The sequence below is a fragment of the Actinocorallia sp. API 0066 genome, assembly GCF_020991275.1.
In the GTDB taxonomy this organism is placed as follows: Bacteria; Actinomycetota; Actinomycetes; order Streptosporangiales; family Streptosporangiaceae; genus Actinocorallia.
Genome location: NZ_JAJLQY010000014.1, coordinates 124214 through 136629 on the forward strand (window position 1 = coordinate 124214; position 12416 = coordinate 136629).

Here is a 12416-nt window from a genome sequence, read left to right on the forward strand (position 1 = left end):
CCTTCCCGCCGGGACGGACGCCAAAAGAACCTCACCTCTTGGTTCGGGCTAGGTGGCGGCTCTGGGGGCCAGGAAGGCGAGGATCGCCAGGCCCGTGCCCAGGGCGACCAGGGTGAGGACGTCTGTGGGCTTCTTGCGGGTGACGAGGAAGCCCAGGCGGTCGGAGGGGAGGGTGAGGCGCAGGGCGGCTCCGAGGAGGAGGGCGGCGGCCATCACGTAGGCGCCCGCGCGGAAGTTCTGCCAGGCCGTCGCCAGGCCCAGGAGCACGCCCCCCGCGACGACGAGGTAGGCGCCCTGCGCCCGGAGTGCCGCGCCGAGGGAGGGCCGGTCCTTCGCCTTGGGGGCCGTGCGACGGCGTCGCCCGCCCCCCGTGCGGCTCGCGGCCCGGGGCTCGCGGCGTTCGCCTGACATCACCCACTGATTTTAGCCGCCGCCACGGCAAACCCCGCTCCGGCCAAAGTGCTACCCACGAGTAGGTCGTGTGACCCACCCGACGCCGGGTAACCCCGACGACAGGGGTCGCTAACTGAGTGGGAGGAACCACAGTGGAGGGGCCGTTCATACGCATCGAGGAGAGCGGCGCGGTAGTGCCGCTTCGCCCCGACGTCACGACGGTCGGCAGAGGAAGGGGGGTGGACATCCGCCTGGACGATCCGAGCGTGGCACGGCTGCACGCGGAGATCATCCGGCGCGGGCCCTACGTCTACGTGGTGGACATGGGCCTGTCGCGCACCGGAACCAGGGTCAACGGACGTCCCATCGCTCGCAGGGTCCTCGAAGACGGAGACGTGATCAGCTTCGGCACCGCCCGAGGCAGACTGGGGGGCATCCCCCGAGAGGAGGTCGATCCGGAGACCGAACTGCGCAGGGCGCCAGCCCCTGAGCTCACCCGGAGGGAACTCGACGTGCTGACGGCGCTGTGCCGTCCCGCGCTGTCGGACGAGGCGTTCGTCGCCCCGGCCGCGGCCAAGGACATCGCGCTGGAACTCGTCGTGACGGAGGCGGCGGTCAAGCAGCACCTGCTGCGCCTGTACCAGAAGTTCCGCATCCCCGAGGGCATCAACCGCCGCACCCGCCTCGCCAACGAGGTCATCGCCATGGGCCTGGTGCGCCCGCTGCCGACGGTCCAGATACCGCCGCAGCGGCAGCCCCTGCCCGTCCCCCCGGAGCCGCGCCGACCGGGCATCGCCGCGCGGACCCCCGTCACCCGTCGGGCCAGCTGAGGGAGGCCCGCGCGCGAGCGCGGGACAGCTGACCGGAACCGGACGCGTGCCCAGCCGACAGCGGGGTCGGCTGGGCTGCCGCGACGGCCTAGCGCGCCGCGGCCTCGGCGGACTCCACGACGTTCGCCAGCAGCATCGCGCGGGTCATCGGGCCGACACCGCCGGGGTTGGGCGCGACCCATCCGGCGACCTCGGAGACGGCGAACGACACGTCGCCGGCGAGCTTGCCGTCGACGCGGGACACGCCGACGTCGAGGACGGCCGCGCCGGGCTTCACCATGTCCGCGGTGATGAGCCCGGGGACGCCGGCGGCGGCGACGATGATGTCGGCGCGCCGGGTGTGCCGGACGAGGTCGCGGGTGCCGGTGTGGCAGAGCGTGACCGTCGCGTTCTCGCTGCGCCGGGTCAGCAGCAGGCCGAGCGGCCTGCCGACGGTGAGGCCGCGCCCGATGACGACGACCTCGGCGCCGTTCAGCGGCACGTCGAAGCGGCGCAGCAGCGCCACGATGCCCTTCGGCGTGCACGGCAGCGGCGCGTCCTTCAGCATGACGAGCCGGCCCAGGTTGATCGGGTGGAGGCCGTCGGCGTCCTTGGCCGGGTCGATCAGTTCGAGAACGCGCTGCTCGTCCAGGCCCTTGGGCAGCGGGAGCTGCACGATGTAGCCGGTGCAGGACGGGTCGGCGTTGAGTTCCGCGACGGCGGCCTCGACCTGCTCCTGGGTGGCGTCGGCGGGCAGGTCGCGGCGGATCGAGGTGATGCCGACCTCGGCGCAGTCGCGGTGTTTCATGTTCACGTACGCGTGGCTGCCGGGGTCGTCGCCCACCAGGACCGTGCCGAGACCGACCGAGACCCCCCGGTCGGCCAGGGCGGCGACCCTCTTGGTGAGGTCCGCCTTGATCTCGGCGGCCGTGGCCTTGCCGTCCAGAATCTGTGCGCTCATTGCTCTCCTCGCTGCGTCGCCCCATTCTCCCAGCGGCGGTGCGGTGGGCCGAACGGGGCGGCGGGTCAGGCGAGGGCGGGCGGCCGGGCGCTGTCGGGCGTGGTGCCTCGGACGTCACCGAGGTCGTCGCGTAGGAAGGCGGCGGCCCTGTCGATGATCGCGACGAGTTCGTCGTCGGGCCTGGTCCAGGTGGTCCAGACGATCTCGCCCCGGTCGGGGTCGTAGTCCCAGAAGCCGATGAGGCGGCCCCGGTCGATGATCGCCTGGGCGGGCAGGCCGCGCAGGTCGCCGTGCTCGGGGTCGAGCACGCCCTTGAGGTCGTGCCGCAGGTGGTGGAGGCCGTCCAGGGCGCTGACGAGCGCGTAGGACGGCCCGAGCGGCTGGGCGAAGTCGCCGAACTCGTCGACGTCCTGGATGAGCAGGTCGCCGTCCACCTGCGGGTGCAGGTCGAGCGGGGCGACGGCGCCGCGCGCGGCGTCCTCGGACAGGCCGGAGAACCAGCGGAAGTTCGCGAGTGAGGCGACGCCGATCCAGCGCCAGTAGTGCTCGGCGAGCGCGGTGCGGGCCTCGGTGGACTCGGGGACGGGCGGCGGCGTCCAGCGGACGTAGCCGTGCCGTCTGCGGTCGAGGCGGCCTTCGAGCGGGACGCGTTTGATCTCGCCCGACGCCTCCAGCAGGGCGAGCGCGGCGCCGAGCGCGATCCGGCCGGCCTCGCCGGGTGGGAGCAGGCCGTGCAGGTCGAGCGCGGCGGCTTCGACGGGTTCGTCGGTCATCGCGTCCTGCACGAGCGTGATGAGCTGGTCGAGTGTCTGGTGCGCGACGCCGCGCGCGTCGCAGGCGTCGACCTCGGCGCGGGCGGCGGGTGTGGCCATGCGCAGGCCGAGCCCGTAGTCCTCCTCGGGGAGCACGTAGGTGCGGCCGCGCGCGGTGCGGATCTCGCAGATGCGGCCGTCGGCGACGGCGTTGTCGGTGCCGTGGCGGCCGGTGCCGGATCTGCTGTAGATCGTGAGGTAGGGGTTGAATCCCCCGACGGACCGGGCCCAGCCCGTCTGTGCCAGCACCTCGGCGGGGGCGGCGCCTTCCAGCGACCCGTCGAGTCCCTGGCGGGCCGCCCAGAAGGCCCTCAGTTTCTCTTCGTCCATATGCGGGGTGTTTCCCCGACAGAACCGCCCAACCCGTGCCTTATGTCCTGATTTGCCCAGGTTGGTTGGGGTGTTCCTTACCCTTCGGGGTCGGCGCGGCGGCTCATCAGCCAGTCCGTCGCCTTCCAGCCCGCCTGCCCGGCCAGCATCGCCGCGGCGAAGCCCGCCCCGAGCCCGAGCACCTCGCGCCCGTCGGTGAACCAGAGCGAGCCCTCCAGCATCAGCCCCATGACCAAGTCCACGGCAATCCCCCGACCTCGTGACCGTCAAGACAAGGGCAGAGGCTACCCAATCCCACCCCATGACCACCAACGCCGCCCCAGCAAAGAGGCCCGGACCCGGCGCGAACACCGACCCCGGACCCCTTTTGACGGCCCTCATCCCCCACTCCAGGGGCAGGCACCCACCCGGGTGCGAGACCCGCGGAGCGAAGCGGAACTAGTGGAAGAAGTGCCGGGTACCCGTGAAGTACAGCGTGACCCCCGCCGCCTCACACGCCTTGATGACCTCCTCGTCACGGATCGAGCCCCCCGGCTCCACGATCGCCTTGACGCCCCCCTCGATGAGGATCTCCGGGCCGTCCGCGAACGGGAAGAACGCGTCCGAGGCCGCGACCGAGCCCACCGCCCGCTCCCCCGCCCGGGACACCGCGAGACGGCACGAGTCGACCCGGTTCACCTGACCCATGCCGACGCCGACGGAAGCGCCACCCGAAGCCAGAAGGATCGCGTTCGACTTGACCGCGCGGATCGCCTTCCACGCGAACTGGAGGTCGGCGAGCTGCTCGGGCGTCCCCGCCGGGCCCGCCTTCAGCTCCCAGGAGGCCGCGTCGTCACCCGTCTCGGCGACGAGGTCGGCGTGCTGCAGCAGCAGGCCACCGCTGATCTGGCGCAGCTCCGGACGGGCCGCACGCGGCAGGTCCTCGGCGATCAGCAGCCTGATGTTCTTCTTGCCCCTGAGGATCTCCAGTGCCTCATCCTCAAAGCCCGGCGCGACGACGACCTCGGTGAACACCTCGGCGACCTGCCGCGCCATCTCGGCGGTGACCGGCCGGTTCGCGGCGATCACCCCGCCGAACGCCGACACCGGGTCGCAGGCGTGCGCCTTGCGGTGCGCCTCGGCGACGTCCGCGCCGACCGCGACCCCGCACGGGTTGGCGTGCTTGATGATCGCGACGGCCGGCTCGGTGAAGTCGTAGGCGGAGCGGCGGGCAGCGTCGGTGTCCACGTAGTTGTTGTAGGACATCTCCTTGCCGTGCAGCTGCTCGGCTCCCGCGAGGCCGCCTCCTCCCGTCGTGTAGAGCGCAGCCCTCTGGTGCGGGTTCTCCCCGTACCGCAGGACGGCCTTGCGGGTGGCGGCGGTGCCGGTGAAGTCCGGCCAGCCCGTCTCGGCGGCCGTGTCGTCGGGCGCGTAGGACGAGGCGAACCAGGACGCGACGGCGACGTCGTAGGCGGCGGTGTGCGCGAACGCCTCCGCGGCGAGCCGCTTACGCTGCGGCAGGGTGAACCCGCCCTCAGCGACGGCCTCCAGCACCGCGCCGTACGCCTCCGGCGACGTCACCACGGCCACCGACGGGTGGTTCTTGGCGGCGGCCCGGACCATGCTCGGCCCGCCGATGTCGATCTGCTCCACACACTCGTCCGGCGAGGCGCCCGACGCGACGGTCTGCGTGAACGGGTACAGGTTCACCACCACCAGGTCGAACGGCTCGACGCCCAGCTCGCCGAGCTGCGCGACGTGCTCGGGCAGCCGCCGGTCCGCCAGGATCCCGGCGTGGACGCGCGGATGCAGCGTCTTCACCCGGCCGTCCAGGCACTCGGGGAACCCCGTCAGCTCCTCCACCTTGGTGACCGGCACGCCGGCCGCCGCGATCCGGCCCGCCGTCGACCCGGTCGACACCAGCCGCACGCCCGCCTCGTGCAGGCCGCGCGCCAGCTCCTCAAGGCCGGTCTTGTCGTAGACGCTGACCAGCGCCCGCTTGATGGCGATCCGGCTCACGGCTGGGACCCCTTCTCGTTCTCCTCGGCACCCACCGGGGCGCACACCTGACATTTCATGGACACGTGGCGTTCGTCACGGAACGTCCACCCGTTGCGGGCGAGCCTGCCGACCACGTCGACGACCAGCCGCCGCTCGACCTGCTTGATCTTCTCGTGCAGCGACTCCTCGTCGTCGTGCCAGCCGACCTTCACCGCCTCCTGGGCGATGATCGGGCCGGTGTCCACGCCCGCGTCCACAAAGTGCACGGTGCAGCCGGTGACCTTGACGCCGTGCGCCAGCGCGTCCCGGACGGCGTGCGCGCCCGGGAACGCCGGAAGCAGCGCCGGATGCGTGTTGACGACGGTGAACCGGTCGAGGAACCGGGGGCCGAGGATCTTCATGAACCCCGCCGAGACCACAAGGTCCGGCTCGTGCGCGGCGACGGCGGCCGTCAGCGCGGCGTCCCAGGCGTCCCGGGAGGGGTGGTCGGAGATCCGCTCGACGAACGACGGGATGTCCGCCTTGTCCGCCCGGTCCAGTCCGGCGACGCCGGAGCGGTCGGCGCCCACGGCAACCACCCGGGCCCCATAAGCTGGATCCGCGCACGCGTCGAGCAGCGCTTGAAGATTCGTCCCCGCACCGGAGACGAGAACGACGAGCCGGGCGGTCAACGGAACTCTCCTGACGGAAGAACGTTACAGGTCACGGGGCTTCGTCCCCGACCAGGGCGGAGCGACTCCGCCCGTCGAAGCCTATCTTCCGCCCGGAAGACCCATGACAGCGGCTGTGGAAGGCCGCGCGGAACCAGGAGGAATCAACCGGTGAACGAGCAGGGCAAGGGCCCGACCACCCCCGAGACGCGGAGCCGGGCCGGCCTGCGAGTCCTCTGGCTGGGCCTCGGCGCCCTGGTGACCATGATCTGGTTCCCGCCGCTCGGCCTCGGCCTGGGCATCGCGGCCATCGTCGTCGCCGTCCGGACCCGCCGCGCCAACAAGGGCGAGAAGACCCCCGGCACCATCGGCGGCGCGATCATGGGCGGCGCCGCCGTCCTGTTCTCCGCACTGTCCCTAACGCTCGCGGCCGTCGTCTGGTCGGAGGTCCAGGGCCTCGCCGAATGCCAGACCGTCGCCAACACCAAGACCGACGAGCAGAACTGCCGCGACATCTGGACCCCGAAGATCGAGAAAAAACTCGAATCGACCTTCAACCTCCCCGAGGGCTCCCTTAAGGACATGCCCTGGGACAGATACCTGTAGAGCCGTCCCCCCTGCGCCGCCCGTGTTCGGTCGGGGGCCGTCAGTCGCGGCGGCGCAGGATCGGTTCGGACTCGACGAAGGCGAAGGGGTCGTCGGCCGGGCGGCGCGGTTTGGGCGGTTCCGGGACGGGCGCGGGCGGCGGCTCCTCGTCGTCGTCTGGCTCGTCGTCGTAGAGGTACTCGGGTTCCGGGTCGCGGCGCCGTCGGCGCGGCCTGCGCTCCCGGAACATCCACCAGTTGACGATCCACGCGGCGCACGCCGCCGCCAGGCCCACCTCCAGGGCCGTGAGCAGCCCCACCCGCCACGCGGACGGGCCCATCGTGGCCATCCGGCCGTCGCCGAGCGGGCCGCCCGAGAGCGCGGCGAGGCCCGTCATGACGGCGCCGGTGAGCGCCCCCGACAGGAACCCCCACAGCGGCGCCGCCTCGTAGACGGTGCTCGGGAACGACCTGACCGTCAGCGCCCCGCCGACGATCCCCGCGACGAACGGCGCGAGCAGCGCCACCAGCGAGACGACGGGCGCGGGCCCCGGCTCGGGCAGCGCGGCCAGCGGCGGGAACGTCGGCAGCGCCCCCAGGAACACACCGGTCGGCGACACGCTCGTGCCCGCGCCCACCGCGAAGCCGGGGCCGACCGCGAACGACACACCCCAGATCACCGCGTTCGGCAGGTACAGCAGCTCGACGAGCAGCAGCAGCGCCCCGCCCGGCCTGCCCGGCGCGAGCATCGTGTACAGGTCGGCCGCCTCCCGGTGGTTGACGGCGAGCGACGCGCCAACGAGGATCGCGCCCGCCGCGACGAGCACCGCGAGCGCCCCCAGCACGCCCGTCACGACCGAGCGCGGCCGGTCGGGCAGCAGCCGCAGCAGCGCGCCCACCCCCGACCGCACCCTCCCGCGTGACGCCGAGATCGCCCTCGCCGCACCCAGGCCGCCCGCAAGGACGGCGAGCGTGAAGGCGGCGATGAACGCCTGCCAAGGCGACGGCTGAAGGTTGGGCATCCGTGCGATCAGCGCCAGCGCGACGGCGAACGTCGCGTAGGGCGCCGCGAGCAGGAGCGCCACCTGCAGCACCCCGATCCGCTGCCGGTACCGTGACTCGGCCGCCCGGATGATCCACCCACCGCTGCGGTACAGCAGCGCCGCGGGCAGCAGCGTCAGCCCCAACGGCAGCAGCCCGACCCGGCCCACCTCCGCGTCGAACCCCGCGTGGTGCGCCACCAGCCAGAAGTTCACCGCGAACCGGAACACTCCGGGCAGCCCGTCCCCGATGCCCGTGTCATGCGGCGCCGTCGCCCACCCCGCCAACGTCACCGTCGTCAACACCACAAGCCCCAACGCCACCGACCACGCCGCCGCCACCATCCCCGTCACCGCCAACGGCCGCGCCGGCGCCACCCCGACCCGCGCCCCCCTCCCCCGCCCAACCTCGCCCTCCTCCGAGCCCCCCACCCCACCAGCCACCCCCTGACGCGCCGGACGCACACCGCGCCCTTCGGCATCGCCCTCGCGCCCCACACCACCCGACGCCCCACGGCGGCCCGCCCGCACACCGCCACCCTCTTCCGCCACACCGGGAGAACGACGGGCCGGACGCGCACCTCCGCCTTCGGAGTCATCCTCGTGCCCCGCGCCACCCGACGTCCCACGACGGCCCGCCCGCGTGCCGCCGCCTTCCGTCACGCCGGAGGAACGACGGGCCGGGCGCGAGGCGCGGCCTTCGGAGTCATCCTCGTGTCCCGCACCACCGGACGTCCCACGACGAGACGCCCGTGTACCGCCGCCGCCTTCCGGCACGCCGGGGGAACGGCGGGCCGGGCGGGTGCCTCGGGTCTCGGCGTCCTCGGGGGTGCCGGGGCGGGACGGGGGTGGGGGGGCGGCCTCGGCGGGGGGTGCGGTCTCCCCGTCGCGGACGACACGGAGCCTGCGTCCGGGCTGCTCGGCGTTGCTCATGGCGTCAATGCTGACAGCACCGTCCGGGCGGCAGCCCGTGTCGGCACGGCGTGTCGCGGGGCAGAGACGAACAAAACGGCCGCCCCCGGAGAAGGGGACGGCCGCCGTCAGATCCCGCACACCCACCTCGGACGGCGCGGAGCCGGACACTCCGGACGCCGGTGGGCTTGTGCCGCGTCGGGGGCGCGCCCCCGCGCGAGCCTCAGAGGTTCTGCATGATCTCCCGCATCAGGCGCGCGGTCTCGCTCGGGGTCTTGCCGACGCGGACGCCGACCTTCTCCAGCGCGTCCTTCTTGGCCTGGGCGGTGCCCGCCGAGCCGGACACGATCGCGCCCGCGTGGCCCATCGTCTTGCCCTCGGGGGCGGTGAAGCCCGCGACGTAGCCGACGACCGGCTTGGTGATGTGCTGCTCGATGTAAGCGGCGGCCCGCTCCTCGGCGTCGCCGCCGATCTCGCCGATCATCACGATCGCGTCGGTCTCCGGGTCGTCCTGGAACGCCTGGAGCGCGTCGATGTGGGTGGTGCCGATGACGGGGTCGCCGCCGATGCCGACGCAGGTGGAGAACCCGAAGTCGCGCAGCTCGAACATCATCTGGTAGGTCAGCGTGCCCGACTTGGACACGAGGCCGATCCGCCCGCCGGGCGTGATGTCGGCGGGGATGATGCCCGCGTTGGACTTGCCGGGCGAGGCGATGCCGGGGCAGTTCGGGCCGATGATCCGGGTCTTGCCGCCCTTGGCGACGGCCAGCGCCCAGAACTCCGCCGAGTCCTGCACGGGCACGCCCTCGGTGATCACCACGGCGAGCGGGATCTCGGCCTCGATGGCCTCGACCACCGCGTCCTTGGTGAACTTCGGCGGCACAAAAACGACGGACACGTCGGCGCCGGTGGCCTTGATGGCCTCCGCGACGGTGCCGAAGACCGGCAGCTCCCTGCCCTCGAGCGTGACGGTCGTGCCCGCCTTGCGGGCGTTGACGCCGCCGACCACGTTCGCGCCGGAGCGCAGCATCCTGGCGGAGTGCTTGGAGCCCTCGGAGCCGGTGATGCCCTGGACGATGATCTTGCTGTTCTCCGTCAGCCAAATGGCCATTACGCACCTACCGCAGCGAGTTCGGCGGCCCGGCGGGCCGCGTCGTCCATGGTCTCGACCTGCTCGACACCCTTGAGCTCGGCGTCGTTCAGGATCTGCCGGCCGAGCTCGGCGTTGTTGCCGTCGAGGCGGACGACGAGCGGGCGGTCCACGGTCTCACCGCGCGAGGCGAGCAGCTCGTAGGCCGCGACGATGCCGTTGGCGACCGCGTCACAGGCCGTGATGCCGCCGAAGACATTGACGAAGATCGACTTCACGGACGGGTCGGAGAGGATGATCTCCAGGCCCGCGGCCATCACCTCGGCGGAGGCGCCGCCGCCGATGTCGAGGAAGTTGGCGGGCTTCGGCGAGCCCGGGAACTCCTCACCGGCGTAGGCGACGACGTCGAGGGTGGACATGACGAGGCCCGCGCCGTTGCCGATGATGCCGACGTTGCCGTCGAGCTTCACGTAGTTGAGGTCCTTCTCCTTGGCCCTGGCCTCCAGCGGGTCGGCGGCGGCCTTGTCCTCCAGCTCCGCCTGGCGGGGCTGGCGGAAGGAGGCGTTCTCGTCCAGGGAGACCTTGCCGTCCAGGGCGCGGACCTGGTCGTCGGCGGTGAGGATCAGCGGGTTCACCTCGACCAGCGTGGCGTCCTCCTTGGTGAAGACGGTCCACAGCTTGGCGATGATGTCGGTGGCGCCGTCGAGCGCGACCTCGGGCAGTCGGCCGGCGACGGCGATCTCCCGGGCCTTGGCCGCGTCGACGCCTTCCAGCGGGCTGATCGGGATCAGCGCGAGCTGGTCGTGCGGGACCTCCTCGATCTCCACGCCGCCTTCGACGGTGCAGATCGACAGGTAGGTCCGGTTGGCGCGGTCGAGTAGGAAGGAGAAGTAGAACTCCTGCGCGATGGCGCTGCCCTCCTCGACGAGGACCTTGTGGACCGTGTGGCCCTTGATGTCCATGCCGAGGATCTGGGTGGCGAGGGCCTCCGCCTCGTCCGGGGTGTCGGCGAGCTTCACGCCGCCGGCCTTGCCGCGGCCCCCGGTCTTGACCTGGGCCTTGATGACGACCTTCTTGCTGCCGGCCGCAAAAAGCTCGGTAGCGATCGCCTTGGCCTCTGCCGGGGTGCTGGCGACCTTGCCGGTGGGCACCGGTACGCCGTACTCGGCGAAGAGTTCCTTCGCCTGATGTTCGAACAGGTCCACGAGGACGTCCTTCTGAGGGATCGACGGGTGATGACCGCACGTGCGGTAATCACGGCGGTCCGCTCCGGCAGGCAAGCCTAGCCAACCGGGCACCCGCTCCCGGCCAGCGGGGTTGCTTACCGCCCGGTAGGAAAGGGAACGGAACCCGTGACCGACGATTTGGTGTCCTCTGATCTACTAGCTGGAGATATACCGGTGAATGCAGGGGGATGAGCCGATGTGGCGACGCCGGGCACGGCTGAGTGTGGCACTCATCACCTTGGCCGCGGTGGCCACCTGCAGCGCCCGCGACCCGTTCTCCGGGCCACCCGGTTACGAGAGCCCGGGGCTCGTCGGAGGCGGCGGCTGGCCTTACGCGCAGGCGGCCGTCAGCCCCGAGCAGGCCGAGGGCGCCCGCTACATCCTCAACAGCTCGGTGCTGCGCCTCGCCGACGGCCGCGCGATGCTCATCCCGCACGGCGGCACCGAGGCCGTCACGCTGCCCGTCACCGATCCGCGGGTCGGCGCGGCGGTGAAGGGCGACCGCGACTGGCTCAATTCTGGAACGGTCCCGGGCGGCACGCTGGAGCACCGCGGGATGGCCGCGCGGGCGTTGCTCGACCTGCGCCTGCTCACCACGCCGACGGGCGCCTCCACCGCGTCCTGGTACGGCATGTGGAACTACGTGTGGCCGCGTGACGCCGCCTTCCACGCCGCCGCGTTCGCCGCCACCGGCCATCCGCGCGAGGCCCGCGACGTGCTGGCGTTCCTCGCCCGCGTGCAGGAGCCCGACGGCCGCTGGGACACCCGCTACCGTCCGGACGGCAGCGCGGTGGACGACGGCCGCGCCGTCCAGCTCGACGAGATCGGCTGGGTGCTGTGGGCCACCTGGTTCACCTCCCGGTACGCCGACGGCGCGACCACCGCGCCCTGGCCGATGGTGCAGCGCGCGGCCGACTGGATCGCCCGCAACCTCGGCCCCGACGGGCTGCCCCCGGCGGGCTCGGACTACTTCGAGCGCAGGCCCTCGGCCGAGCAGGACCCGGACCGTCCGACGCTCGGTGTCTCCGCCCCGCTGCTCGTCGGGCTGCGCGCGGCGGCGGCGCTGGCGCAGCGGAGCGGCCACCCTGTGGACGAGGCCCGCTGGACGAAGGCCGCACAGAAGCTCGACCAGGCGATCCGCCGCGAGTACGGCGCCCACGGCTACCCGCGCTCGCCGATCCCGAACGGGAACATGGACGCCTCCGTGACGTTCCTCGCCCCGCCGTTCGCGCCGCACGACATGTCGGTCGAGTTCGCGCTCGGCCACGCCGTGGAACGCCTCAGCCTGGACAACGGCGGCCTTCTCCCCGGCGAGAACTGGCCGGGCAACCCGACCACCGCCTGGACGCCGGAGGTCGCCCTGTTCGCCCTGGCCGACGCCGCCTCGGGCCGCACCGTCCAGGCCGCCGCCTGGCTCGACTGGCTCGCCGCCCACCGCACCTCCCTCGGCGTCCTCCCGGAGAAGGTCGACGCCGACCACCGCCCCGCCTCCGTAGCCCCCCTCGGCTGGACCGCCTCCCTGGTCCTCCTCACCCTCACCGCAGGCGAACACCCCCTCCCCATCCCACCCGTGCCGGCCACCCCGACCCCCGAAGACCCGTCCTGACCCGCACAGCCCCGCCACTCCGG

General features: G+C 72.5%; 12 protein-coding genes. 3 read left to right on the plus strand and 9 right to left on the minus strand.

All coding sequences use genetic code 11. The features are described from left to right. Positions 1-48: 48 nt before the first annotated feature. Entirely contained in the window at positions 49-411 is a 363-nt protein-coding gene (locus tag LO762_RS28835) for a DUF3017 domain-containing protein (RefSeq protein ID WP_230619285.1), read from the minus strand. A gap of 221 nt (positions 412-632) precedes the next feature. On the opposite strand from LO762_RS28835, the gene LO762_RS28840 reads away from it, so the two are divergent. Then, positions 633-1223, plus strand: coding sequence for an FHA domain-containing protein (locus LO762_RS28840; RefSeq protein WP_230619286.1), 591 nt, complete (start codon positions 633-635; stop codon positions 1221-1223). An 88-nt stretch (positions 1224-1311) separates the two neighbouring features. On the opposite strand, the gene LO762_RS28845 is transcribed toward LO762_RS28840, so the two are convergent. From LO762_RS28845 to purN, 5 genes are all read right to left on the minus strand, one after another. Next, complete coding sequence (locus LO762_RS28845) at positions 1312-2163, minus strand: bifunctional methylenetetrahydrofolate dehydrogenase/methenyltetrahydrofolate cyclohydrolase (RefSeq protein WP_230619287.1); 852 nt, start codon at positions 2161-2163, stop codon at positions 1312-1314. A 65-nt stretch (positions 2164-2228) separates the two neighbouring features. Next, positions 2229-3305 carry a DNA glycosylase AlkZ-like family protein gene (locus tag LO762_RS28850; RefSeq protein ID WP_230619288.1) on the minus strand — a complete coding sequence of 359 codons (1077 nt, stop codon included), beginning with the start codon at positions 3303-3305 and terminating at the stop codon, positions 2229-2231. 77 nt (positions 3306-3382) lie between these two features. Further along, positions 3383-3547 (minus strand): hypothetical protein, encoded by a 165-nt coding sequence (locus tag LO762_RS28855; RefSeq protein WP_230619289.1) that lies wholly within the window; start codon positions 3545-3547, stop codon positions 3383-3385. A gap of 196 nt (positions 3548-3743) precedes the next feature. Next, complete coding sequence (purH, locus tag LO762_RS28860; RefSeq protein ID WP_230619290.1) at positions 3744-5303, minus strand: bifunctional phosphoribosylaminoimidazolecarboxamide formyltransferase/IMP cyclohydrolase; 1560 nt, start codon at positions 5301-5303, stop codon at positions 3744-3746. Then, positions 5300-5956, minus strand: a complete 657-nt coding sequence (gene purN / locus LO762_RS28865) for a phosphoribosylglycinamide formyltransferase (RefSeq protein ID WP_230619291.1) — start codon at positions 5954-5956, stop codon at positions 5300-5302. Before purN ends, purH begins: the two co-directional genes overlap by 4 nt. Positions 5957-6106: 150 nt before the next feature. Between purN and LO762_RS28870 the strand changes: the two genes are divergently transcribed. After that, complete coding sequence (locus LO762_RS28870) at positions 6107-6541, plus strand: hypothetical protein (RefSeq protein WP_230619292.1); 435 nt, start codon at positions 6107-6109, stop codon at positions 6539-6541. Between the two features lie 40 nt (positions 6542-6581). Here the strand turns inward: LO762_RS28870 and LO762_RS28875 are convergent, their stop codons facing one another. From LO762_RS28875 to sucC, 3 genes are all read right to left on the minus strand, one after another. After that, positions 6582-7937, minus strand: coding sequence for a DUF6350 family protein (locus tag LO762_RS28875; protein WP_230619293.1), 1356 nt, complete (start codon positions 7935-7937; stop codon positions 6582-6584). Positions 7938-8694: 757 nt separating this feature from the next. Next, positions 8695-9582: a succinate--CoA ligase subunit alpha gene (sucD, locus tag LO762_RS28880; protein ID WP_230619294.1), complete on the minus strand. Its 888-nt coding sequence runs from the start codon at positions 9580-9582 to the stop codon at positions 8695-8697. Then, entirely contained in the window at positions 9582-10766 is a 1185-nt protein-coding gene (gene sucC / locus LO762_RS28885; RefSeq protein ID WP_230619295.1) for an ADP-forming succinate--CoA ligase subunit beta, read from the minus strand. The genes sucD and sucC overlap by 1 nt, the downstream gene beginning before the upstream one ends. Positions 10767-11034: 268 nt before the next feature. Here sucC and LO762_RS28890 point away from each other — a divergent pair, with 268 nt between their 5' ends. Beyond that, on the plus strand, positions 11035-12393 hold the full coding sequence (locus tag LO762_RS28890; protein ID WP_230619296.1) for a glycoside hydrolase family 15: 1359 nt from the start codon (positions 11035-11037) through the stop codon (positions 12391-12393). Positions 12394-12416: the final 23 nt, after the last annotated feature.